Raw genomic sequence first — 25,096 nt, forward strand, 5'->3', positions numbered from 1 at the left:
ATTGGGATGAGTCGAGAGACCTCGTATTTTTAGGGAAATTATCGGGAATGAAAATAGATAGCTGTGAAAATAACGATAGCGAATTTATACACTGATCTTTCCAGAAGTATTGCCCATCTAAAAAATGATAAATCTTCAATTAATAAAGCCCGCTCAATTGTAGAAAATGCTCTTGGTCGCGACGAGCCAATGTACGGTATAAACACCGGTTTTGGGGCATTAGCGAACAAGCGCGTGAGCGGAGAGGAGCTGAAGCAGCTCCAGCGTAATTTGATTTTATCGCATTCAGTGGGTGTTGGAGAGCTTATCCCAAAAGACATTTCAAGGCTGATGCTGCAGCTTAAAATTCATGCGCTTGGGTTGGGCAACTCCGGTATTTCTGAAGAAACGTTCGACCGATTGATCTATTTTTCTGATCACGACCTTATCCCCGCCATGCCGGAAAAAGGGAGCGTTGGGGCATCGGGGGATCTGGCGCCGTTGGCCCATATGTCGTTGCCCCTGCTTGGTTATGGTTTATTTTGGAATGAGGAAGGCACGGATACTATTCCCGCTGAGAAAGTGCTTGAGAAACACGATCTGCAGCCCATTGATTTACAACCTAAAGATGGGTTGTCGTTGATCAACGGCACGCAGCTGATGGGAGGTTATGGTGCATATGTGCTCGAGAAGTCATTAAGTTTATTAAAGGCCGCCGATCTTATTTCTGCTATGAGCTTGGAAGCATTGCAGGGAAGTATTAAGCCGTTTGATAAACGTATCCACGAAATTCGTCCACATAATGGACAGCAACAGGTAGCACGAAATGTACGTGAGCTATTAGTGGAGAGTGAAATTTTGGAATCACATCGTGATTGCGGCAAGGTACAAGATCCATACTGCCTGCGCTGCGTGCCACAGGTACATGGGGCCAGTCGTGATGGTTTGGCTTACTGCCAACAGACTATTGAAACGGAGCTCAATTCGGTGACCGACAATCCGTTGGTATTCGAAAATGGGGATATCATCAGCGGCGGAAATTTTCACGGTCAGCCGTTGGCCCTGGCGTTAGATCACGCTAAAATTGCCTTGGCTGAACTGGCCAGCATATCTGAACGGCGGACGTACTTGTTGCTCGAAGGTCATGATGGGTTGCCTGAACTGTTGATGGAAGAGACGGGAATTAATTCCGGATTTATGATTCCGCAATACACCTCGGCGTCACTCGTATCCGAAAATAAAGTGCTTTGTCATCCGTCGTCGGTGGATTCTATTCCCACCAGTTTGGGACAGGAAGATCACGTGAGCATGGGGAGTATCAGCGCATTAAAGCTCCTCGAAGTGTATCAAAATGTAGAACAGGTGTTAGCAATCGAATTGTTTACTGCTGCGCAGGCGTTGGATTTTCGAAAGCCGTTACGACCGGGACGCGGTGTGGAAGTTGCCCATGAGTTTGTCCGTGATGCAATACCGCATGCCGAGGAAGATCACTATTTTAAGGATGATATTAGCAAGGCGGTTGAGCTTCTTCAAAATCGAAGCATGGTGGAGGAAGTGGAAAATGAATTGATTGAGTTAATGTAAGGTTAGTTCCTTAAGCAAGGTCACGACGTGCCGTGACCTTACCATTCAATACAACCAGACATGTATATTTCGGATTCTCTTTTGGGGCTATCTCTTTCATCATTAGTTTTCATCCACCACTTTTAATCCCTCAAAGTCGATATTGAGATTCACTGGTCGTGGAAATGAAATGACATAGGCATCCTCGTGAAAATCGGTCATAATTTGCTGAATATTGGAGGCATCATCGAATTGGTTAAAAACCCCTATCAATACCTCGTAATAGTTTTTCCGTTTGATAATGAAAATCTTTTCGGTAGCATTAGATAAAGAATTATTTAGCCGATCAACGGCATGGTTTCTTACGCGTTGAGCCGGCGATAAATTATATGAGGCAAAAATTTGCACGTAATTTCCGGCTGGTAGTAGTTGGGCTTTTCCTGTTTCTGAGTTTACAGAAACGGGATTAAGTGAGCCTTTAAGATTCCCCAAAGCCAATTTAAGATCATCGATTTGTTGTTCAAGGTTATTCATGCGCACCATCAGGGAATCAATATCCGTCCGATTATTTTGAATGGTTGAATCATGCTGCTGATCATTTTGATCGCTGCGTCCTTCCAATTGATCAAGCTGTGCATTTAGTTTATCAATGCGATCAACCTGAGCCATAAAGAGTTTATAGTCAGATTGACTTAAATCGGCAGGGACTGGTTTCCAGGATGGATGAATAGCTTTGGCTTTTCCAAAGTTGAGGCGAATTCCAGCAGTCAATGAATTAATAAGATCAGAGCCCCAACCTTCGGTTTCGTTATCCAATTCGTTTGATCCAATGTGATAATCGTAATGGGTGAACAGGTCAACGGTATTAGTGAGCTTGTAGGCCAAGCCGCCCCCAAGGTTATAGCTGGAGTTGTGATTAGATATTTCGTCCTCAGAACTGCGATAATTATAGAGATCGTATCCGAGACCGGCGGTTAAAAAGGGATTAAAACGCTCGGTGATCTGGTTAATCATCAACAGTTGGTTTAAGTTGATAATATTGCGAAACGCAATCTGGTTTAGATTCGTCTCAAACGGTCGGTCCAGTCCCCTGATTTGCGTACGTTGATAGCCGAGTTCAAGTGACCATATTGGGGTTAAAGCGTATTGCACCCCGAGGCCAAAAGTGGGGGTGTCTTTAATATTCGTGGTGAAGTTACTTGACAAGAAATACTCATTTCGATTGGTATCACCGAGGCTTGTTCCTCCATTAACGGTTACGCTAACTCTACGAAAATCGTATCCTTGATGGTTTTGTCCCCAGCTAACAAGTGAGATCAACATGAATATGAAAAGCCATATACTCTCTTTCTTTATTGATGAAATCATAATTACTCCCTCCTAAAAAAGCCGTTTTATAATATTGTCTTTGTGATGCCCTCTCTTTTTTTACGGCATCTGATATAAAATCTACACAGAAGAGAGCATATAGTCATGTTTGAATCTTCTAATTATTTGGGCTATTTGTTATTATCATGATTGCAATATAAAAACAGGAATTTGGGTTAATAACACAGCAATATGCCAGTACTAACGAACATCGGATTTTTGGCAACATGTATAGATGAAGGGGCGCAGGGCGAGATCCATCCTCAAAAAAATGCAGCTATAGCCTGGCAGGATGATACTATACAATGGGTGGGGCAGGAAAAGGATCTGCCCGAAAAATATGCTGACGAAAAAGTATTTGATGCTAATGGGAAGATGGTGGTTCCGGGACTGATTGATTGCCACACGCACCTGGCTTTTGGCGGATGGCGTCCCGATGAATTTGCAATGCGGGTGCAGGGTAAAAGTTATCTCGAAATAGCAAAAGCCGGCGGTGGAATTCTTTCTACGGTGAAAGAAACCCGAAAAGCGCCCGAGGATGGGTTGTATGAAAAGGCATCTGAGTTTTTGAAAGAGATGGTCAAGCTGGGGGTAACCACTGTGGAATGCAAGAGTGGATATGGACTTACGGTGGAGGATGAGTTAAAAACATTGCGCGTATATCGTCGGTTGGCTGAGGATCAGGAGCTTGGTATGGTGTCTACTTTTCTGGGTGCCCATACTATTCCACCGGAATATAAAGATGATCGAGAGGGGTACATCAATTTAGTGATTAGCGAGATGATACCCGCGGTGGCTGAGCATAATCTGGCCGAGTTTTGTGATATTTTTACCGAGGAGTCGGCGTTTACGGTTGAGGAGTCGCGACGTATTTTGTTAGCTGCAAAAGCAGCGGGGCTGACGCCCAAGCTACATGCCGATCAGCTGACTTCATGCGGTGGGGCTGAGCTGGCAGCGGAAGTAGAGGCGGCCAGCGCGGATCACTTGGAGAAAATTTCTGATGACGGCATTGAGGCGATGGCAAAAGCTGGTGTTGTGGGCGTGACGCTGCCGCTGGCATCGCTCTACACGCAGGAAGATTTTCTGGATTGTCGCCGTTTGGTGAAAGGAGGAGTGGATGTTGCTGTGGCTACGGATTTTAATCCTGGGTCGGCGCCCAGCTATGATTTGCCACTGGCGATGATGTTAACTTGCAACCAAGGACGGTTGACCCCGGCCGAAGTGCTGAAGGGGGCGACCATTTATGCAGCTAAAGCTATAAAGCGGGATTATAAATTGGGTTCTATAGAGCGGGGAAAACAGGCAGATTTTGCCATTATTGATGCTCCAAATCCAGATTTTTGGATGTATCATTATCGAGGGGCTAACTGCTTGGGGACGTTTGTGAAGGGAGAAAAGTTAGTTTAAAAAAATAACTTACTATTATTTTTCCTTACCCTTATCAGGGTTAAGCAAGCTTAGAAAAGGGGATTCCCCTACAGCATTTTTGGAACTGAATTGGTTATGGTGTCGTAGAACTACGACAATTAAAACCCTAAATAAGAGAGGATGTTATGGCACCAAAAACAATGCGAAAATTAGAGAAGGCTGTAGCGTGGTTTGAAATTCCCGCGAAGAAACTAAGCAGAGCCAAAAAGTTTTATCAGTCTATTTTTGATATTGAAATGCAAGACATGGAAATGGATAATGATTTAAAGATGACCATGTTTCCGGTAGAAGAAGGTGGTGTGGGTGGAGCAATTTGTGAACACAAAGAATTTTATACTCCCAGTCACGAGGGTACGTTGGTTTACATTAGCGCCAATCCTGATCTACAGAAGGTGCTGGATAAAGTAGAACCCAACGGAGGCAAGGTTATCCAGAAGAAGACTATTATTACCGACGAGTATGGGTATATGGCCATTATCGAAGATACGGAAGGGAATCGTATAGCCTTACATTCTAATCATTAAAGAGTTCTGAAATGCTGCCAACAAAAATTGGCAGCATTCTTTTGTTAACAAAATAGTATCGTTAGTATTTACTGCTATTTCATAAACGAATAAATGTACTGTGGTAACAACGATACTCTTTTTCATTGTCGGACTTGTATTGCTAATAGCGGGGGCTGAATTATTGGTACGTGGGGCCTCAACTTTGGCGGCGCGGATAGGAATGACACCCCTCGTTATTGGATTAACGGTGGTAGCCTTTGGCACAAGTGCCCCCGAATTGGCTATCAGTATGCAGTCGGGCCTTGCAGGAGAAGACGCCCTGCTTTTAGGTAATATTATTGGCAGTAATATTTTTAATGTACTCTTTATTTTGGGGGTATCAGCATTGATTACGCCATTGGTTGTCTCAAAAAATCTCATCAAGCTCGATGTGCCATTGATGGTTGGGATCTCGTTTGTGCTGTACTTTTTTGCTTGGGATGGGTTGGTGAGTCGGTTGGAAGGAGGTATCCTTTTTGGGGCTTTGGTTCTGTACGTGGGGTATCTGATTTATGATGCTCAGAAGTCAAATCATTCGTCTTCCATAGAGGATGAATCGTCACAAAATGAAAGATATTCAACTCGTCACTGGTTTTGGGATGGCGTTCTTATTGTTGTGGGATTAGCTTTATTAGTTATAGGAGCTCAATGGCTGGTTGATGGAGCAGTCACCTTTGCCGAATACATCGGAGTGAGCAGCTTGGTAGTGGGGTTGACTATTGTAGCAGCGGGTACGTCTCTTCCAGAGGTGGCAACGTCGATATTGGCAAGTGTTAAGGGGCAACGCGATTTAGCCGTAGGTAATATTGTGGGCAGTAACCTGTTTAATATCATGTGTATTATTGGCCTTACAGCCACGGTTTTGCCCAATGGAATTACTGTGCAGCAGGGCGTTATTGGGTTTGACCTCCCCATAATGATTGCCGCCGCTATAATGTGTCTGCCCATCTTTTTTACCGGCAATGTGATTAGCCGCTGGGAGGGGATCCTCTTTTTGGGATATTACATTGCCTTTACCTTATATTTAATTTTAACGGCAACCGAGCACCATTTGACTCCTTTGTTTAATGCCGCAATGGGATGGTTTGTGCTACCCATGACAATTATTACCGGTATCATAATCCTTATTAAAGAACTTAGAAACAGAACATAATTTTACGCATGTCACAATTAAATCCTATTACTATTGATACTCCACAAACAGCCGATAATGATCCGCGAATCGGTCAATTGTTGGGTGCAAATATTAATAATGATGATACTCCCAAAGTGGTGGTTATAGGATTTCCCTCAGATAAAGGGGTTGCTATTAATGGCGGACGTACCGGCGCGGCAGATGCACCGGAGGCTATTCGGGAGCAGTTATATAAGCTGACGCCCAATCCCGAAAATTATAATGATTTTGTGGATTTGCTTGGTGCTACCCGAGATGTGGGGGATCTGAATATCCATTATGAAGTGGAGGAGGATCAACAGAATTTGGGTAAAGTACTGGCTGGTTATGTTGAGCAGGATATAATTCCCATCATTTTAGGCGGCGGCCACGAAACAGCCTTCGGACATTTTTCGGGATATGCTGAGGCCGGACTGGAAACAGCGATTTTTAACCTGGATGCGCATGCCGATGTGCGTCCGTTGAAAGAGGGAAAAGCACACTCTGGATCGCCCTTTCGTCAGGCGATAGAGCACAAAAGTGAATGTGCCGGAATGTACCTGGTGGCGGGATTGCAGCCCCATTCGGTAGCCCGATCGCATCTGCAATACATACAAAAGTCGGGGGGTGAATATTTGTTGCGGGATGAAACGAATATTACCTCTATTTCAGGTTTTTTTCATCAGCATGAAAACGATCGGCTGATGGTCACCTTCGATATGGACGCGGTGGATCAATCGCAGGCGCCGGGCGTAAGTGCGCCATGTGCCAATGGACTCCCATCCGATTTATGGCTGATTGCCGCGTATTTGGCAGGACGTAACGAGCAGGTAACATCTTTCGATTTATCGGAAGTTAATCCGCGCCACGACCGCGACAACCAAACAGCAAAACTGGCCGCTCTTACCATTTGGAACTTTTTGCTGGGATTAAGTCAGCGGTAATCAACATGGCGTTTGTTAAACCATTAAATGGAATAGGATATGGCTACGTACAAGCAACCTCCCACAACAGTCGAAGAGTTAATAGCCCCTCTGCCCAAGAGATACAAAATATTTCATTGCGTCTTCAGAAAATTATAAGAGATATCCTTCCAGAAGTTGATGAAAATGTCAGTGGTGGCAAAAAAATGGTAATGGCTTTATACAGTTTTGATAACCCTAATATTGTTATTTGCGGGATACAACCAACTGAAACCATGTGTAAATTATTTTTCCATGGCTGGGAGGCATTGAAAAATAAGGATTTGAGATAGAAGGCTCCGGCAAAAATGCCAGGCATATTAAATTACGGACAGAGTCTGATCTTCAGCCAGAAATTATTCAAGAGATGCTTGTAATCGCAAAAAATGAATTGAGATCTGTATTGTAATTGTATGGGTATGTAAAGTACTATGAAGGGTATCTGCATAAATACGGTGCAATTACTGTGTAATCACTTTACATAGTATTATGGTGTGGGAGTTGGCGAAATAAACCGGGATGGAACCTTTGCTTGAGGTTTTATGGTTAATGCTGCATTGTTGACAATCCATAAACAGATAAAAGGGTTTCATGTATATATTTCGGCAAGAGCAGATATTAGATACGTCAGCAGATCAGCTTTGGCAGTTTATATCTCATCCGGCAAATCTAAATGAGATTACACCCCCGGAATTGGATTTTACGATTATCAGTGATGTTCCGGATAAAATGTATAATGGTATGTTGGTTGAATATGATGTGAAGCTTCCACTGCTGGGGCATTCGGAATGGGTGACCGAAATCAAGCATGTTGTTCCTGGAAAAGAGTTTGTTGATGAGCAGCGGATTGGTCCGTATCGTTTTTGGTATCACCACCACAAAATAGAAGAAGCTCAGTCAGGGGTAAAAATGATTGATCAAGTAAGCTATGTACCACCCTATGGTATATTAGGCAAGGTGGTAAATAGATTGCTGATCAGAAATAAGCTGCGCGATATTTTTGACTACCGAAAACAAGTACTACACCAACGGTATAATTATAGGAAAGCAGAAATGGAACAAGGGGATATGAAAAACCCGCAAAGGTTTTAAAACTTAGCGGGGTAATTATCAAATGATAAAGCTTAACGTGTCATGCTGAACTCGTTTCAGCATCTATAATTGTAGATCCCGAAACAAGTTCGGGATGACATGAAATCTACGCTAAGGCTTAATCTTGATATCGATTTTCTCTGTGGGGTCTTGTTCCTGGTTACGGATAGCCAGTTGCTGAATCACATTATTTGACAGCTCCACAAATTTTTGGGCCGATGTTGTTCCCATATCTCCTAACACAATGGGTTTGCCTTCGTCACTGCTTTCACGCACTTTTTGCTCCAGCGGGATTTCTCCAAGAAAGTTCGTACCCATGCGCTCAGCAAGATTGCGAACCCCATGCTTGCCAAAGATGTGATATTTTTTCTCCGGCATATCTTCGGGAATGAAATAAGCCATATTTTCGACCATTCCCAGCACAGGAACATTTACTTTCTTAAACATTGCGACACCTTTTCGGGCATCGTCAAGGGCAACGTCCTGTGGCGTAGAAACAATAACCGCTCCCGTTAAGGGTACGGTTTGTACCAGTGTAAGCTGGATATCTCCGGTTCCGGGAGGTAAGTCAAGTACCATATAATCCAGTTCGCCCCATTCCACCTCATTCATAAATTGTTTAACAGCACTCGTCACCATAGGTCCCCGCCAAATCATGGCCTGGTCGGGATCGACGAGCATACCCATGGACAGAAAGCGGACGCCGTATTTTTCTTTAGGGATAAGTTTCTTTTTCGTAGTAATATTAGGTCGGCCGTGGGCATCCATCATGGTAGGGATGCTCGGGCCGTAAATATCGGTATCCAGCAGGCCCACTTTTGCACCAGTACGGGCCAATCCGCAAGCCAGGTTTACGGCTACCGTAGATTTTCCAACGCCGCCTTTGCCCGAAGCGACAGCAATAATATTCTTAACGCCTGAGAGTACCTCATCATCACCTTGCTCTTGTTTCTCTTCACGCTTTTTGCGGTGGCCCTGACCCGGGAATTCGCCTTTATCTTCGTTGTTGCGGAATTTTGAAATGTTGACCGCGGTGGTGATATCCAAAACAGCATTTTCATCCACAAACTTACGGATAGCATCTTCGCACAATTCCTTGAGCTTGGATTCCAGCTTGGGATCTTTTTCCGGAAGGTCAATTGTAAAGGTGATGAACGAATCCTGGATAATCAGATCTTCAATCATATCCAGGGTAACCAGATCCTTGTCCATCTCTGGGTGCATTACATGCGTTAGAGCCGTGCGAACTTGCTGCTTATTAATGGCCATGTGTTAAAATATCTTCGATTGGGGCTAAATTTTTCAGTCTTGAAAGATAAGGATTTCTTGCCAGATGCTAAACGGTTTTTGAGGAAAAAGAATTCAGTTAATAATACGGATTGGAAGGAATGGGTGGCTCTTACACTTTTCTTATACACTAACTTCTTATCCCAGTGCTTTGCTTCGGGATGCAAGAACTATCCCTTCCGCAGCAGAGCAGCGGAAGGAGAAAAAGTCATAGGTTGTTGGAGATAATCAAAGTAAAATGAGTAACAGAATACATTCTCTATTCTATTATGAAATCCGTATTTTGGGCGACTGAAAAGTTTAAATAATACGAAAGTATAACATAACCATGCTGAAACGAACGCCCTTTTATGATCTCCATGAACAAGCCGGAGCGAAACTCATTGACTTTGGCGGATTTGAGATGCCCGTACAGTATGACAGTATCCGCAAAGAACATAACGCCGTACGTGAAAAGGTGGGTATGTTTGATGTGTCGCATATGGGCGAATTTTATGTAACCGGCGATGAGGCACTGGATTTAATTCAGCACGTTACTATTAATGATGCCTCAAAGTTGGTCCCCGGCAAGGCGCAGTACTCTGCCATGTGTTATGAGGACGGTGGGATTGTCGATGATCTGCTGGTGTATATGCTCGATGAACATGAATACATTCTGGTGGTAAATGCATCAAATATTGAAAAGGATTTTGACTGGATTGATCAAAACAATTCATTTGATGCTGAGCTTGCGAACCTTTCTGATGATACGTGCCTGTTGGCTGTGCAGGGGCCCAAAGCCGTGGAAACATTGCAAAAACTGACGGATACCGATCTTTCAGCCATTAAGTTTTATACTTTTGAACTGGGCACGCTGGCCGGTTTTGATGATGTGACACTTTCGGCTACTGGCTATACGGGCGAAAAGGGATTTGAGCTTTATTTTAACAAGGATAATGTTGATCCCGAAGCCATTTGGAATGCTATCATGGAAGCCGGATCAGCGTTTGGAATTGAACCGTGTGGACTGGGGGCGCGTGATACGCTGCGACTGGAGAAAGGGTTCGCGCTTTATGGTAATGATATCACGAAGGATACTCATCCGTTGGAGGCACGAATGGGTTGGCTCACTAAGCTGGATAAAGGAGATTTTATAGGTCGGGATGCATTAGTGGAAGCAAAGGAAGAAGGGCTGGATCGAAAATTGGTGGGACTTACTATTGATGATAAGCGCTCAATTCCTCGAAAAGGTTATACCATTTTTGATGAGGATGACAACGAGATTGGATTTGTAACCAGTGGATCGCGATCTATTACGCTGGGTACGAATATTGCCATGGGCTATGTTTCTGTTGATTATGCCGAGGAGGGAGAAACAGTTTGCGTAGAAATCCGAAACAAAAAGGCCAAGGCTACAGTAACAAAACCACCGTTTGTGAAATAACAGTAGCTGCGGATTTAAATAGTTGCTAATATATCAACAGAGATAAACAAGAGTTTTACATATGACAAATATTGATGTGTTTTCATCAGCGCACTCGTTTAAAGAAGAAGATGTGCGCGACAAAACGGTGGTGATTATTGATGTGCTTCGCGCCAGCTCTACGATGGTAACAGCACTCCAAAACGGGGCAAAGGGGATTATTGCTGTTGGCGATATGGATGATGCCAGCAAGATATCACATAACCTTGATGCTAAAAGCTTTTTAATGAGCGGTGAAAAGGATGGGGTGACAATTGAGGGCTATGATCTTGGGAATTCTCCTTTGGAGCATACCGAGGACGCTGTTAAGGGCAAGACAATAATCTTGAATACGACTAATGGTACTAAAGCGATACGCCGATGTAATCTGGCGGATCGTATTTTAGTAGGATCCTTTTTGAACCTTCGGGCCATAATAGAATACCTCGAAGATCTTGACGAAGAGGCTATTTTAGTTTGTGCCGGCTGGCGTGGACGTCTGTCGTTGGAGGATATGCTTTGTGCTGGGAATATTATTTACGAACTTTGTGAGGGTCAATTGTCTGCTGAGGCTCGTGATGGGGCAAAAGTGGCTTTTGGTCTTTATGAAAAATTTGGTGATGATATAGAGAATAGCATTAAATCATCTAATTATGCCGTTCGGCTTAAAGATATTGTAAGTGAAGATGATCTCGTATATTGCTGTCAACGCAGTATAACACAGATTTTACCTGCACTTAATGAAGGAATAATTTCTGATATAAATGGCAAAGAACAGTAACTCAGGCGGATTTTTAGGCGGGCTTTCTGAATCCCGGAAAATGGAAATACTGGGAATACTGGTAATGGCAATTGGAGGTCTGTTTGGCTTCAGTATCGTTACCTATAACCCGGCCGATTATACGCTTATACAATCACTTTCTACTGATAGCCTGTTTGCCTTAGATCAGGGGCCGGCGCTGCGTATCCAAAATGGATTGGGTGTGGTTGGAGCCTATTTAGCCCACTTTTTTGTATACCTGATGTTTGGCTATATGAGTATTATTATCCCTCTGGTTATTGTGGGTTATGGATGGTTCATTTTTCGCGATCGGGATGTGAGCCAAATGCTTTGGCCTACGGCCTACGGTATCTGGAGTATGGTGTTGGTAGCATCAATTTTGGGCTGGCTTAATACTAATTACGAGTGGATCGAGTCGGTATGGAATGGGGCGGCGGGATTTTATATTGCTCGTATTCTCCAAAATATCACCGGTATTGGTTCAATAATTATTTTGAGCGTACTACTATTGACGACGCTGTTGGCCCTGCTGGATCGTGATTTACAACATACGGTAGAACGGGTTAAAGAATGGATTGCCAATATCAAAGCTTCGTATGCAGATTGGAAACAGCGGCGTGCCGAAAAGCGAGAAGCCAAGCGAAAAAAGAAAGAAGCTCGTCAAAAGAAAAAAGAGCAACAGGCAGAGCAAGAAGAGGTTGAGAAGCAGCGCCGGGCCGAAAAAAGGATGCGTCAACAGGCTCAGCAATCTGAAAGCAATCAAGAACCATCACCCTCTAAAACAAAGCCGGAGCAGAAACAACACGAACCGGAGCCTAAGTCAAAATCAATTGATGAGATTGTAGAAGAGTCGCATCAACAAGATATTGAGCGACGTAAACAGCAGCAGGAAGAGATACAATCCTTAGACAATCGCCCCCGCGCTGATATTGAGAAAAAGAAGATTGCAGAAGACGAAGAGGACGATGTTGACATCTCGGTATATGTAGGGGAAGGGGATGAGCAGGCCGATGAAAAAGAACTTGATAAACAGAATAAAGATAAGGCCAAGGAAGTACCAAAAGTTCGCTATAAATTCCCTACGATTGATCTGCTGGATACGCCCCCAAATGAAGGGAATGAGGTGGATCTTGAAGAGATTAAGGAAAACAAGCGGATTATTCTTGACAAGTTGAAGCGCCATAATATCGAGATTCGCAGCATTAACGCGATTGTGGGTCCTACGGTTACGCTTTATGAGCTCGACCCGGCGCCAGATGTCAAAATTAGCAAAATTGAGAGCTATGCGAATGACTTGAAGATGGCGACGGCAGCGAAGGGGTTGCGCATTATGGCGCCTATTCCCGGCCGGTCGGCGGTGGGGATTGAAGTGCCGAACGGGTCGCGCGAAACGGTGTTTATTAAGTCGGTGATTAACACCAAAAAGTTTGTAGAAAGTGATTATGAATTGCCGTTGGCCTTCGGGAAGACTATTGAGAATGAAGTATTCATGGTGGATCTGACTAAGATGCCGCACTTGCTGATTGCCGGTGCGACGGGATCAGGTAAAACAGTAGGAATGAATACCATTATTACCTGTCTGTTATATAAGTGTCATCCCGATGATCTCAAGTTTGTGATGATCGATCCCAAGAAGATTGAGCTTTCGCTGTTCCAAAAGATCGAAGAACATTTTTTAGCGACCTTACCTGGTGCAGAGGAGCCGATTATCACCGATACCTCTTCGGCGAAGGAAACGCTTGAAAGTCTCACCAAAGAGATGGATGAGCGCTATGATCTGCTCAAAGATGGTATGGTTCGGGATATTCGGGCTTATAACAAAAAGTTTGATAATGGAGAACTCGATGAGGACGAAGGGCATCGTCACCTGCCATATATTGTGGTGCTCATTGATGAGCTTGCTGATCTGATGATGACGGCGGGAAAAGATATTGAGGAACCGATTGCTCGATTGGCACAGTTGGCACGTGCTGTTGGAATTCACTTGGTGGTAGCGACGCAGCGTCCATCGGTGAACGTTATTACAGGTACAATTAAAGCAAACTTCCCGGGACGAATTGCCTACCAGGTGGCATCAAAAGTAGATTCGCGCACTATTTTGGATACCGGTGGTGCCGATCAGCTTATTGGTCGTGGTGATATGTTGTTTACTAACGGCGGCGGGATGACACGTATCCAGAATGCATTTGTGTCCACAGAAGAAGTAGAAAAGATTACCGATTTTATTGGAAATCAGCTGGGATACAATAATAAGTATGAATTACCTGTTTTAGAGGATGAGACCTCGGCAAGTGGCGACATTCCTGATCCCCTGGAAGATATTGACGAGCTTTTTGAAGCAGCTGCTAAGGTTATTGTACTACACCAGCAAGGATCGGTGTCACTACTGCAGCGAAAGTTAAAGATTGGTTACAACCGCGCTGGACGGATTGTTGATCAGCTGTATAATGCTGGGGTTGTAGGTCCATATCAGGGCAGTACGGCGCGCGATGTATTAGTTGAAGATGAAGAAGAATTAGAAGAATTATTGGATGACCTCGAAGAATTTGATCGATAAATTTTTGGCAATTCTTTTATTTGTTGGCGTTAGTTTGGGAGTGCCCCATTTGGCGGTGGGACAAGAAAATCCCTTTGCAGATTTAAAAGAAACCTTTGAAAATGGTGCCATCTTTAAGGCCGATTTCCATCATCAAACGGTGGATTCCTATACTCAGGATACGGTGGCCAGCGATGGAGAAATTTGGGTTGGCAAAAAACAATATAAGGTACAGTCAGGTCCGCAGACGGTAGTTGTGGATGGCAAGATATCGAAAGTGTATGACCAGCGAAAAAATCGGGTGATTGTTAGTAAATATATACCTGAGGAAGATGATTTTGCTCCCTCCCGTATTTTAAATGGCGTTGATTCTACGTTTGTAGTACAAAAAGAGGAACGGCAGGGGGACGAAATTTATATCCGACTCACCTCGGACGACCCGTTTGCTATTTATCAAGAAGTGGAAATTTTTCTCTCGACAAAGTTAACACCAAAAAAAATTGTAGCAGTAGATCCGGCTGATAATGTGATTACTACGACCTTTGAAAAGGGAACATTTGTTGATTACAGCGATGGTTTATTTTCGCTGGAGTATCCTGAGAATGCCGAACTCGTGGACATGCGAAATTGAAATACGACAGATAAATAAATGGTTAAACGATTATTTAAGATAGGGCTTGCATTATCATTGGGAGCTCTTTTTTTATGGTTGGCTTTTCGGAATGTTCAACTTCAAGAGGTTTGGGAGCATTCTAAAGGTATACAGTTTGGATGGTTGGTGCCTTTTGCGATAGCGGCAATGTTTAGTCATATCTTCAGGGCCGAACGCTGGCGGCTGTTTATTGAGCAGGATAAAGAGGATCTCGATCGTATTACCTTGATTTCAGGAGTGCTTGTTGGATACGTAATGAATTTGGTGGGGCCACGCTTTGGGGAGGTATCCCGACCGGTGTATGTAGGAAAAAAAGAAGGGCTGAGCAGCTCGAAATTAATGGGAACCATTGTGCTGGAGCGAATTATTGACGTTGCAGTGATGGCCTTTTTGATGGTAGTGGTTTCGGTATATGTTATTGCAGATTTGAATGTGCTGAGGCAGATTTTTGGAGATGAAACCATTAACTTTCTTACGAATGAGTCGAGTTTGCTAACCTACCTGTGGGTAATCTTTTTATTTTTTGCAGTAGCTGGTGTGGGCTATATCTTGATGAAGTTGCTGCTGTTTTTAGGCACAAAGTTTGAGTTTCTTAACCAGTGGGTTTTTAAGGCAAAGAAGGCCTTTATCATGTTTAAAAACGGTTTGCTGGCAGCTCGTGATGTAGAGCGATGGTGGTTGTTTATCCTTTATACTATAATGATTTGGCTTTGCTACACCCTTATGACGTATATCCCGTTTTGGATGTTTGATATGCAGGAGGTTTTTGGGTTAGATATGCTGGATGCATTGGTGATTACGGTGATTTCAGCTATTGGAATAGCGATTCCTTCTCCCGGAGGATTGGGTACCTATCACTATTTTGTCAAGCAATCATTATTGGTGCTTTTTGCTATTCCCGCCGTTACGGGTATTGCCTACGCCACAGTTACGCACGGGGTTATGGTATTATTTGTCCTTAGCATTACGCCCATATTTTTATTTGTCGATAAATTACGTTCGACCAAGGCCGGTGATCCTGTTATTTGATTGTTGAACCTACAATTGAAGGTCTTATTCGCAATTCTTACAGGTAATTTCCGTTATGGAAACAGACGGCTCTGAAAACAGTATAAAAAGGGCATAATTGAGACATTAAACGTTGCTAAAAAATTAGTACCTTAAATGCTGATTTTTGGGGACATCATTGAACCATTGATTATCACATGAAACGTATAGTATTTGCTTTATTTACAATCCTCTTTGTAGCTGTTGTTGCAAGTCCGTTAATGGCGCAGCAAGAACAGGATACAGAATCATCTATGTTGCCGGAGATTGATCCACAGGATATAGAGATACGCAGCCAATTCCAGGCACGTTTTCCAGGATTGACTCGTCAACCTATATTGGGTTTTGACCCGAATCCAAGGGTTTATCAGATTGACCCCAACCGGACCCCTTTTATGGAAACGCAGGAGCAAGTTCTGGCCAATCTGCCGGTGAGTCAGCTTAGCCGACCAGAGCCGCCCGAGCATATGGCTTTTGATTATGCAGACCCAAAGAATCTTTTTGCACGGTTAGGATTCGGGAGTTATGCAAGTCCCGAGGCAAAAGTTTGGGGTGTTAGCCATATTAATGAGAAAAGTTACATAGGGGGGGATATTGATTATTCTTCCTCTAACGGTCATCTTGACACTGAAAATAGCAGCTTCCGGTTTTTTGATGTCAATGCAGAATATGCTACTAAGATTAGTGAAAAAAGTCGGTTCGATATAACAGGGGGGGCAAAAAGTAGTTTCAACAATTTGTTTGATCTTCCGGCTACGAATATCCCAATAACCGCCCGGAAAGAGTATAACGGAATTCAGTTGGGGGCAGGATACCAGCATTTTAAAAATACGATAACCGGCTGGAAGGCCGATGCCAATATCCGTTATTATAATATAGCTCTTACTGATGCTGATGTGTTCAATGGAGAAAGTGAGGAGCGGGTTTACAATGTTTCGCTTGCAAAGCGATGGGCGGGTAGTAGCCCAAATGAGACCTTTACAATTAAAGGAGGTGCGAAAGGGGGTAATTTTGAACATACTTCCAATGATGGTTCATGGATAACAGCTCAGTTCGGGGGGAGTTATGAACGACTTTTCAATTACGCGACGAAGGTAACGGTGGATGCGAATGTCTACTATGCCCAGAATGAGTTTGAGGATTCGATCTATTTAGGGCCAGAAGTAACGGTAGAGCATCCCTTTTTAGATATGCTGACCCTGAAAGCGAAGGCAGGTGCGACCCCTTCGTTAAAAACATTAGAACAACTACATACCGAAAATCGATTTCTGACAACTGGAAATGATTTGCGACATTCGTACCGCATGTATGGAAAGGCTGAGGCCATTGTGGAGTACGCCAGCTCGGGTAAATTTAACTTTGGATTCCAGTATGAGGATATATCTAAATACCCGATTTTTATGCGTACAGTTAGGTTTCAGATAGGCGGTAGTGGAAATTCCACTTATGAATATTATGAGACATCCTATGCGGATGCCTATAAAGTATCTGCTTACGCAAGTGTAGCCCAGGAAATAATTCAAGATAAGTTGAGGATAAACGGAAAGCTGTATTTGCAGTCTCCTAAAATTAAGGACGCTGATCGCATCCCATTTGAAGAAAAAGTAGGCGTTAACTCAGGTATTACCATTCGTCCGGTTAATGGGCTGTCATTTGAAGCATGGGCTGATTATGTGGGACCGCGAAAGACATATACCACGGATGAAGAGGTGGACGGTTTTATAATGCTGGGTGGTCAGGCGGATGTACAAATTACGAAACGAATTGGAGCATATATTAAATTAGTGAATCTGTTAAATCAGGATTATGAGGTTTGGCAGGGATATACCGAACGACCTTTTCAAGCGTATGGCGGGGTAACAGTAAAGTTATAATTACGAATGGATAAAGAATTTTTACAGGCTTTTTCTGAAATCGTAAGGGAAGAAGTTTCTCGAAAAAATGACGTGTATCTGGAAGGGATTGGCCGATTTGCCTTTGAGCATCAGAAGCAGTTTCAAAAGCAGTTCGACAGCGGACGGGTTGTGATGATGCCGCCCAAAGACACCATCACATTTATTCCGGAAAATTAACTGGGGATATGACTATCGATAAAGAACAACTGATATCACTGCTTGAAGATAAAACGGGACTGGAGCGCGAGCAGGTTGAAGGACAGCTGTCTCAATTAATTGACCGAATTCGCAAAGCCGCTGAAGAAGGTAAAGACTTTGAGATTGAAGGGTTTGGGACTTTTAGCATGACGGAGGAGGGACTGCAATTTGCGCCTGCCGATAAGCTGGAAACCGAGATCAATAATAAATATGCCGGGATGAAGCCCATCGAGCTTATCGGGGCTTTTAAGGAACCGGAAACGGATGAAGAGATTCCCGAGATTGATGTAGATGAAAGTAGTACTGATAGTGATGATAAATGGGCTCTGGATACTGATGCTATGAGTAATAGTGATGAGTCGGAAGATGAGGAATCTTTTGCTCCACAGAAACCTCAGCCAGTTTTAGATGAAACGAAATCGAATGAGGGCGAAGAACCCCAGCCTGTTGATTCCTCTGATGACTTAGAAGATGGAGCTGAGGAAGAAACTGTTTTAGAGGAGTTGGATCAGGAGTCTGCGAAAGAAAAAGTTGATTCTGCGGGTGAAAGAGTCGATGAAGAATCGGATGATTTACTGGGGACTATTTTAGTTGCAGCTGTCGTTGTCTTAGCTGTGGGAGTTGGTGGTTGGCTCACTTATGATTTGGGATTTTCTAATCAAGTTGTTGCCACAAATTCAACAACTACAGAACAATCAACCAGTGATGATAAGAGGGCGGACACAGGGTTATCATCAGAATCTGAAGAAACAGGTGAGAACATTTCGGAACCTGAGCAGCAAACACAAGTACCAAATGGGGGCGAAACAGAGCAGTCTTCCGAGCCGGAACAGGAACAATATGGATTATTAGGTGAGGCCAACGATGGGATTAGCAATGGGTATACCATTGTGGTTCACTCACTCCGTGATCGACAAACGGCCGAACAGAATCGCCAACGATTACAGGAAGATGGTTATCGAGCATTAATCAACCATGCAAAAATTCAAGGTGTTACGTATTATCGTGTGGGAATTGGGCAGTTTGAAACCGTGGATGATGCACAAGAAGCTCTGTCTGATATCCCGAAGCGATTCCGAGGCAACAATTTCATAAAGCGAATTCAATAACAGAACGGTAATAAAACATTATGCAAGCTTTATTCTTTTTTTTAGTACAAGCACAATCTGATACCACTGCTGCCGCTGATACGTTAAGCATGGCAGCACAAGAAGAAAACATGTCAATGTTTGAGCTACTGGCCGAAGGGGGAGTGCTTATGATTCCATTGTTTCTCCTTTCGATTGTAGCCATCTACGTAATTGCAGAGCGTTGGCGCTCGCTGAATAATGCTCGCATCGAGATTGATGGTTTTTTGCGATCTGTTGAAGGCATGCTTAAAGATGGGGACCGCCAACGTGCCTTAACCTATTGTGATGGTATCGATAAGCCGCTTGCCCGTATTTTAAAAGCCGGTATTCGTCGGTTAGGTCGCCCTATACGGGATATTGAAGATGCGATTGGCAATGCCGGAAAAAAAGAAATTTATCATCTCGAAAAACGGATGAACTGGCTGGCAACAATCGCTGGTGTAGCTCCATTAATCGGTTTTACCGGGACCGTTACCGGGATGATTGAGGCGTTTATGGATATTCAGTCGTTGCAGGGAAATGTAAATCCAAGTGTACTGGCCGGAGGTATTTGGGAAGCGCTTATTACGACTGCTACCGGACTTATCGTGGGTATTATCGCATACGGATTTTATAACTTTTTGCTGGGTAAAATTAATCGCATGGTTCATGAGCTGGAAAATGCATCTGCCGATTTTGTAGATATGCTTCAGGCCCCATCAAACAAGAAGGATAAAGAACGACAGAAGGTAGGATAATATGGATTTCCGAAAAGATGACGAACGGATGGAGCCATTGACGCTGTTTTCACAGTCGTCGTTGACAGATATTGTCTTGTTGCTCCTGATCTTTTTTCTGTTGACGTCTTCGTTTGTAACTAACTTTGGGATTAAAGTAGATATTCCGAAAGCAGAAACGGGAGCACAGACTGAGGCACAGTTTATTACCGTTGCGGTTACAAAAGATGGTCAATTTTTTGTTGACGGTGAGCCGACAGCTAATGGAATGTTAGCTTCAACATTGCGTAAAGCAAAAAATAACAATCAGCAGGCTACACTCGTTTTACGAGCAGATAAAGACGCAATTATTGATAATGCGGTTCGGGTTATGAACATTGCCAAAGCCCTGGATTTACGAATTATAATGGCAACGGAACAGGGATCCCGATAAGGATAGAGCAGAATGGAGGAGCAACCGTTTTTTAAAAAAGATGAAGATCGTTTTGCGATGGCTGTTACGGGAGGGCTACATCTTGTGCTGGTTGTTTTCTTTTTGATTTATACCTTTTCAATTGAATCGAACGTGCGTCCCTCGTTTATTGAAGTAGAATTCGGAGAGTTTCAATCTGGGACTCCCGCCGAATATGCTGAAGAGCAGGCTGAGCAGGTAGCCACGCGTCCGAATCCATCAGAAACGGAGCCTGAAAATCCCAAACCAGAAGAACCTGAACCCGTTGAGGAGCAACAAGAAACTCCAGAAGAAACGACCAAGCCCGTTGATAGCCCTGATCAGACCGAAGAAATTGAAGAGGAGGTGGTTGAAACGCCGGAAACGGATAAAGTAGATCCCCAAGAGGAAACCGCTACAGAAGATCCAGAAGAAGTGACAGTACCACCAAAGACCGAAGAAGATGAAGTTCAGCAAGAAGGGGCCGAAACCAGCGGGGATGAAGAGGGGAACACAGGGGAAATTAATGCTGATCAGGGGACGGGAAATGAGCAGGAAAAGTCGGCGCCTTATGAGTTGAATTGGGAGGGAGATATCGAGCGAAATCCCATGGTGCAACCCTTACCCGATAATACAACTGATGCCGAGGCTACTATAACGATTCGGTTTGAGGTAAAACCAGATGGCTCAATTGGACGTATTGTACCACTTAAGAAAATGAATCCTGAACTGGAGCGCGAAGTGATGCGTACGTTGCGTAGTTGGCGTTTCTCCCAACTTCCCTCAGGGGTGCCTCAGCAGTCGCAGTGGGGGACGATTACCTTCCGATTTGTGTTCGAATGATTTCTTGAGCAAAACTTTATGTTCTTTGGAGGTAACTCCCATCATTTGAATAAAAGATGGCATTACCTCTCTTGGATTAGCTTCTCAAAATGTAATCTAATACAAGGGAATCATACGGCCAGAGTTAGTTCAGGAGCTCTTTTTAATGCTATTTTCTAATAGGTTGGGACATTTATACCCCCCCCCATGAAATTTTTCATTTCTCAGATAAGTTTTTTCCTTTCAAACCGGAATCGGAATACAAAGGTAAACATAAAACGCCTTCTCTGGTTTTTGCTGGCGCTCTCGGCGTTAATTGCCGAAGGTCCAACGTATTTACCACCGGAACCCCTACACAATTAGTAGGCAAAACACTGTAGCAGTCCAATATCAGGTAAGATACCGGATGTAGTGTGTTGTCGATAAAGTAGGATTCGCAGCAAAATATTAATCCTGATCCCACAACCACATTAACCTCCAACAGTGAGTTAGTACTAATTGGAAACGTTGAGCAGGAGGGTGAATTTATGAACCGATATTTTAATAATGAGGCAAACTAATGCCTCGTATTTATTAGTTGATAACCATTTTATATAAGTGACAACCCTATTATGCCACTTTTAAGCCGTTGATGTAAATAAGTAAATATTCTTCGTGTTTTAAGCCGTCCTTAAAAGCTTAAAATTACTAAGAAGAAAATAGGTTCTAATCGCACGATATTATGATAATAGAATTATGATCGATTCGCTTTAATTTCTTCAATTGCTTCGACCAAAGGTTCTACACTGCCTCTTTTAAGTCGGTTATTGACCGCCTGAGGAGTTATATCTAAATGTTTAGCCAACATCTTTTGGGTGATATCAGCGTCAATCATCATTTTCATGACTTCCTTCTCAGCTTCATTTCGCTTTCTATTTTGCATTTGTTTTCGGTTTAAAAGTTGTTTATTTATAAATTGATAATTTTTTAATTCACATAATGTGAATCTATAAAATGTAGACATTAATCGAAAGTGAATGCAATATTAGAACGTATTAAGAAAGCGTATCATTTGGAGACGGATGCGGAGGTTGCAGACTTTTTAGATATCAAGCCGAGCACCCTTAGCATGCAGAAAAATCGGGGACGTTTAGATCTGAAACGAATTATTGAAAAATGTAGTGACTTAAATAAAAATTGGCTGTTGGATGGTATTGGTGCAATGCGACCTGTTAATCACAATAGTAAAACCATTCCAATATTTAAGAGGCTCGAAGTTGATGAAGACAAAGTAAACTTTGAGAATAGCATAAAGGTGGGAGATATATTTGCCGATCTTGATGAAGAGTTAGAAGAACATTTGTTGGCAGGTAATCTTATCGGATATCTTGCTGCTGAAGATACGGTGGCATCGGCAGTGAGGGAGAATGATTTGGCAATTATTGATTTAAAAAAAGACCTAAAGAGCAATTCTATTGCTTTGCTATCAGGGGGGCAGGATGTGGTCTTGCGTCGTATTGTCAATAGAAAAGACCAGCTGGTTGCCAAAAAAGATAATAGAGATGATAATGCTATACATATTGAAGAAAATGATAACTATCACTGTATAGGCAAAGTGGTAAGTATCTTGAGAAGCGTGTAGACAAATACTAAGTTAGGTTTCATCTTGTTCTGTAAGATAAAGTTAAGTCCAGCAGTGCAAATGGATTATGGCTTTTTCTGAAAATAACTGGTTGATTTTTTGCTGGCGTGTGGAGTAATTATCCCTACTTTAGAAAGTTAAATGTTGTTATAGTGATATCTCTAAGGGATGATTTATCTGATATCCATCTTTCAAATTTAAATCTGATTTCAATGAAACCGTCTATTTATTTGTCAATTTTTGTGGCGTCGATTTTTATATTAATTGCTCCCCTGCGAATGCAGGCCCAAAGTGATGTTATGAATGAAAGCCAGCAGATTGAGGCTGCGGTAAGTCCTGTGCCAGATAAGATGAAAGATGGAGCTAAGGTGTTGGGCTATAACTCTGATGGAAAATTGCAGGTTCTTCGGCAAGGAAATAATCAGCTTATATGTGTTGCCGATGATCCTGAACAAGATAATTTTCATGTAGCTTGTTACCACAAAGATTTGGAGCCGTTTATGGAACGAGGTCGAGAACTCAAATCCCAAGGATTATCCCGAGAAAAGGTGGATAGTATCCGGTATAAAGAAATTGAATCAGGTAAGATTACTTTGCCTGAAAAGCCTATGGCACTTTATTCATTAACGGGACCTCAAAATGGATACGATCATACTACAGGAATGATTAAAAAAGCGTCTCCGCTATATGTGGTGTATGTCCCGTATGCGACGGAAGAGTCCACAGGATTATCTAAAAAACCAGTTAGCAAAGGTGCACCGTGGATTATGGAGCCGGGAACACCCTGGGCGCATATTATGGTGATGACGGGGCGTAAAATAGGCGGTGAAAGTGAATAGGTTAGTTGTATTTGTCATTATTTCATAAATAATCACAAAAAATCAGGGAGATATTTATATGAAAATATTCAAATATCTTTTAATTCTATCATTAGCTTTAGTTCTGAGTTCATGTTATCACGCCCGTATTTCTACTGATCAAGAACCCTCTGTCAAAGTAGTGGAAAAGCCGTGGCATCACGGATTTTTATTTGGATTGGTATATCCGAATGAGATAGATGTATCAGATAAATGTACAAATGGGGTTGCTGAAGTCGATACAAAGTTGAGTTTTTTAAATATGTTAGTGAGTAATATTACATTTGGGATATATACTCCCATGAATATTGAGGTTCGATGTGCCGCTACCTCTCAAACTGCTTCATCTCTAAATATTGAAGATGAGACAAGTATGAGTGTATTACAGAATTCAAGTGAGCAGGAGATTATTAATACTATTCATAAAGCAGCTGTTAAATCTAAGGAGTTGGATACTCCTGTCTACATTAAATTTGAATGAGTTGCCTGACTGTTCAAAATTTTCGCTTATTGAATGAAATATTAAAGGGATGAATCTGTATCATCCCTTTAATATTTGGGTTGAGAAAATGCTGAAATAATAATCAGTTGAAAGAAAGTCTTACTGTTCCACCAGATGTGCGGGCTGATATTTTGGGACCACCTCCATTTAGTTGTCCATTTACTTTATTCTTTTCCATTTCACCGGAGAAATTTTTGAGTTTTCCCTGAACAAAAGTCCCTCGTAATTGCAGATCTACACTAATATTATCAGGGATTGAAATATCTACATTTCCTCCACTTGTTTTTAAATCTACAAATTGATCAATGGTTGTTAGATCAGCAGTAATGCTGCCACCGCTGGTTGAAGCTTCTACGCTACCACTTACGTCAGTGAGGTTGATGTGGCCACCACTGGTTTCAGCATCGAGTGTGCCGGCAACTGTTTTAGCACTAATATGACCGCCACTTGTTTTAGCATTAATTTCTCCTTCCAGATTCAGTAATTCGATATGTCCGCCTGAGGTTTTGGCCTCAATAGATCCTTTAAGGTTAGCTAAGTTTAGATGTCCCCCGCTGGTGGTAATCTCCTGATTACCTTCAAGACCATCTACCTCCACATGGCCTCCGCTGGTCTTAAGGTCAGAACTCATTTGCCTGGGGGTATGAACAACAAATGAAATTGAAACGCGGTCATTATTCCAGCCCGACCATCCATTGTTGCCTTTATGTTTGGCATTAGCTTTTATCGAATTACCGGATTTGGAAATGTCAATATCCCACTGATCGAGGTCATAGTCTTGTGGGCGCAAGTTTTCGCCGTCTTTTCGTACATACATTTCTACACGCACGGAATTAGAGGTGGAAGCTTCAACGGTAATATGTCCGCCTGATGTTCGAACCTCAAGATTGCCGGGGGTATTAATATCAAATTCTTCAACGCGGTAGGGATTATCTTGGTCAGCTGATGGTGAACTTGTTATGGCCAGTGCACTTCGCATCAAAAGGAGAGTCATGATGAGCGAAATGGTAAAGGCCAAAAATACTTTTGCAAGGTATAATTTACGGGTAGTCATAATAGGTTTGGTCTTGGTTTCAGGTAATCACATCGAT

At 42.8% G+C, this 25,096-nt stretch carries 25 protein-coding genes; 21 read left to right on the forward strand and 4 right to left on the reverse strand.

Annotated elements, in window-relative coordinates; all coding sequences use genetic code 11:
* Positions 1 to 63 precede the first annotated feature (63 nt).
* On the forward strand, positions 64 to 1,563 hold the full coding sequence (hutH, locus tag AAFH98_RS04710; RefSeq protein ID WP_342521529.1) for a histidine ammonia-lyase: 1,500 nt from the start codon (positions 64 to 66) through the stop codon (positions 1,561 to 1,563).
* 102 nt (positions 1,564 to 1,665) lie between these two features.
* Here hutH and AAFH98_RS04715 read toward each other — a convergent pair whose 3' ends face one another.
* Positions 1,666 to 2,910: a porin family protein gene (locus AAFH98_RS04715; protein WP_342521530.1), complete on the reverse strand. Its 1,245-nt coding sequence runs from the start codon at positions 2,908 to 2,910 to the stop codon at positions 1,666 to 1,668.
* A 192-nt stretch (positions 2,911 to 3,102) separates the two neighbouring features.
* Between AAFH98_RS04715 and hutI the strand changes: the two genes are divergently transcribed.
* The 6 genes from hutI (at position 3,103) to AAFH98_RS04745 (ending at position 8,090) form a co-directional block, all read left to right on the forward strand.
* Positions 3,103 to 4,317 carry an imidazolonepropionase gene (hutI, locus tag AAFH98_RS04720; RefSeq protein WP_342521531.1) on the forward strand — a complete coding sequence of 405 codons (1,215 nt, stop codon included), beginning with the start codon at positions 3,103 to 3,105 and terminating at the stop codon, positions 4,315 to 4,317.
* A 146-nt stretch (positions 4,318 to 4,463) separates the two neighbouring features.
* A complete protein-coding gene (locus tag AAFH98_RS04725; RefSeq protein ID WP_342521532.1) occupies positions 4,464 to 4,862 on the forward strand; it encodes a VOC family protein in 399 nt (132 codons plus the stop codon).
* A 100-nt stretch (positions 4,863 to 4,962) separates the two neighbouring features.
* Entirely contained in the window at positions 4,963 to 6,036 is a 1,074-nt protein-coding gene (locus AAFH98_RS04730; RefSeq protein ID WP_342521533.1) for a calcium/sodium antiporter, read from the forward strand.
* An 8-nt stretch (positions 6,037 to 6,044) separates the two neighbouring features.
* Positions 6,045 to 6,980, forward strand: a complete 936-nt coding sequence (locus AAFH98_RS04735) for a formimidoylglutamase (protein WP_342521534.1) — start codon at positions 6,045 to 6,047, stop codon at positions 6,978 to 6,980.
* 5 nt (positions 6,981 to 6,985) lie between these two features.
* Positions 6,986 to 7,291: a hypothetical protein gene (locus AAFH98_RS04740; RefSeq protein ID WP_342521535.1), complete on the forward strand. Its 306-nt coding sequence runs from the start codon at positions 6,986 to 6,988 to the stop codon at positions 7,289 to 7,291.
* 298 nt (positions 7,292 to 7,589) lie between these two features.
* Complete coding sequence (locus AAFH98_RS04745) at positions 7,590 to 8,090, forward strand: SRPBCC family protein (RefSeq protein WP_342521536.1); 501 nt, start codon at positions 7,590 to 7,592, stop codon at positions 8,088 to 8,090.
* Positions 8,091 to 8,201: 111 nt separating this feature from the next.
* Here AAFH98_RS04745 and AAFH98_RS04750 read toward each other — a convergent pair whose 3' ends face one another.
* Entirely contained in the window at positions 8,202 to 9,359 is a 1,158-nt protein-coding gene (locus AAFH98_RS04750; RefSeq protein WP_342521537.1) for an Mrp/NBP35 family ATP-binding protein, read from the reverse strand.
* Between the two features lie 346 nt (positions 9,360 to 9,705).
* Here AAFH98_RS04750 and gcvT point away from each other — a divergent pair, with 346 nt between their 5' ends.
* The 11 genes from gcvT to AAFH98_RS04805 all read left to right on the forward strand — a co-directional run bounded on the left by gcvT (position 9,706) and on the right by AAFH98_RS04805 (position 21,046).
* Positions 9,706 to 10,800: a glycine cleavage system aminomethyltransferase GcvT gene (gene gcvT, locus AAFH98_RS04755; protein WP_342521538.1), complete on the forward strand. Its 1,095-nt coding sequence runs from the start codon at positions 9,706 to 9,708 to the stop codon at positions 10,798 to 10,800.
* A 61-nt stretch (positions 10,801 to 10,861) separates the two neighbouring features.
* A complete protein-coding gene (locus AAFH98_RS04760; protein WP_342521539.1) occupies positions 10,862 to 11,599 on the forward strand; it encodes a 2-phosphosulfolactate phosphatase in 738 nt (245 codons plus the stop codon).
* The gene (locus AAFH98_RS04765) at positions 11,583 to 14,156 is read left to right on the forward strand and encodes a DNA translocase FtsK (protein WP_342521540.1); all 2,574 of its coding nucleotides are present in this window, start codon (positions 11,583 to 11,585) and stop codon (positions 14,154 to 14,156) included. Before AAFH98_RS04760 ends, AAFH98_RS04765 begins: the two co-directional genes overlap by 17 nt.
* Positions 14,157 to 14,160: 4 nt before the next feature.
* Entirely contained in the window at positions 14,161 to 14,766 is a 606-nt protein-coding gene (locus AAFH98_RS04770) for a LolA family protein (protein WP_342521541.1), read from the forward strand.
* Positions 14,767 to 14,784: 18 nt separating this feature from the next.
* Positions 14,785 to 15,816: a lysylphosphatidylglycerol synthase transmembrane domain-containing protein gene (locus AAFH98_RS04775; RefSeq protein WP_342521542.1), complete on the forward strand. Its 1,032-nt coding sequence runs from the start codon at positions 14,785 to 14,787 to the stop codon at positions 15,814 to 15,816.
* Positions 15,817 to 15,992: 176 nt separating this feature from the next.
* The gene (locus tag AAFH98_RS04780) at positions 15,993 to 17,708 is read left to right on the forward strand and encodes a TonB-dependent receptor (RefSeq protein ID WP_342521543.1); all 1,716 of its coding nucleotides are present in this window, start codon (positions 15,993 to 15,995) and stop codon (positions 17,706 to 17,708) included.
* A 6-nt stretch (positions 17,709 to 17,714) separates the two neighbouring features.
* Entirely contained in the window at positions 17,715 to 17,906 is a 192-nt protein-coding gene (locus tag AAFH98_RS04785) for an HU family DNA-binding protein (protein ID WP_342521544.1), read from the forward strand.
* A gap of 8 nt (positions 17,907 to 17,914) precedes the next feature.
* The gene (locus AAFH98_RS04790; RefSeq protein ID WP_342521545.1) at positions 17,915 to 19,036 is read left to right on the forward strand and encodes an SPOR domain-containing protein; all 1,122 of its coding nucleotides are present in this window, start codon (positions 17,915 to 17,917) and stop codon (positions 19,034 to 19,036) included.
* Positions 19,037 to 19,056: 20 nt separating this feature from the next.
* Positions 19,057 to 19,794 carry a MotA/TolQ/ExbB proton channel family protein gene (locus AAFH98_RS04795; protein ID WP_342521547.1) on the forward strand — a complete coding sequence of 246 codons (738 nt, stop codon included), beginning with the start codon at positions 19,057 to 19,059 and terminating at the stop codon, positions 19,792 to 19,794.
* A gap of 1 nt (position 19,795) precedes the next feature.
* Positions 19,796 to 20,206: an ExbD/TolR family protein gene (locus AAFH98_RS04800; protein WP_342521548.1), complete on the forward strand. Its 411-nt coding sequence runs from the start codon at positions 19,796 to 19,798 to the stop codon at positions 20,204 to 20,206.
* Positions 20,207 to 20,218: 12 nt separating this feature from the next.
* Complete coding sequence (locus tag AAFH98_RS04805) at positions 20,219 to 21,046, forward strand: energy transducer TonB family protein (protein ID WP_342521549.1); 828 nt, start codon at positions 20,219 to 20,221, stop codon at positions 21,044 to 21,046.
* Between the two features lie 712 nt (positions 21,047 to 21,758).
* Here AAFH98_RS04805 and AAFH98_RS04810 read toward each other — a convergent pair.
* Positions 21,759 to 21,947 (reverse strand): winged helix-turn-helix transcriptional regulator, encoded by a 189-nt coding sequence (locus tag AAFH98_RS04810; protein ID WP_342521550.1) that lies wholly within the window; start codon positions 21,945 to 21,947, stop codon positions 21,759 to 21,761.
* 90 nt (positions 21,948 to 22,037) lie between these two features.
* Here AAFH98_RS04810 and AAFH98_RS04815 point away from each other — a divergent pair, with 90 nt between their 5' ends.
* The 3 genes from AAFH98_RS04815 to AAFH98_RS04825 all read left to right on the forward strand — a co-directional run bounded on the left by AAFH98_RS04815 (position 22,038) and on the right by AAFH98_RS04825 (position 23,984).
* On the forward strand, positions 22,038 to 22,646 hold the full coding sequence (locus AAFH98_RS04815) for a helix-turn-helix domain-containing protein (protein ID WP_342521551.1): 609 nt from the start codon (positions 22,038 to 22,040) through the stop codon (positions 22,644 to 22,646).
* 212 nt (positions 22,647 to 22,858) lie between these two features.
* Positions 22,859 to 23,485 (forward strand): hypothetical protein, encoded by a 627-nt coding sequence (locus AAFH98_RS04820; protein ID WP_342521552.1) that lies wholly within the window; start codon positions 22,859 to 22,861, stop codon positions 23,483 to 23,485.
* A 58-nt stretch (positions 23,486 to 23,543) separates the two neighbouring features.
* On the forward strand, positions 23,544 to 23,984 hold the full coding sequence (locus tag AAFH98_RS04825) for a Bor/Iss family lipoprotein (RefSeq protein WP_342521553.1): 441 nt from the start codon (positions 23,544 to 23,546) through the stop codon (positions 23,982 to 23,984).
* Positions 23,985 to 24,087: 103 nt separating this feature from the next.
* Here the strand turns inward: AAFH98_RS04825 and AAFH98_RS04830 are convergent, their stop codons facing one another.
* Positions 24,088 to 25,059, reverse strand: coding sequence for a DUF4097 family beta strand repeat-containing protein (locus AAFH98_RS04830; protein WP_342521554.1), 972 nt, complete (start codon positions 25,057 to 25,059; stop codon positions 24,088 to 24,090).
* Between the last annotated feature and the right edge of the window lie 37 nt (positions 25,060 to 25,096).

It is taken from the genome of Fodinibius sp. Rm-B-1B1-1 (assembly GCF_038594945.1).
In the GTDB taxonomy this organism is placed as follows: Bacteria; Bacteroidota; Rhodothermia; order Balneolales; family Balneolaceae; genus Fodinibius; species Fodinibius alkaliphilus.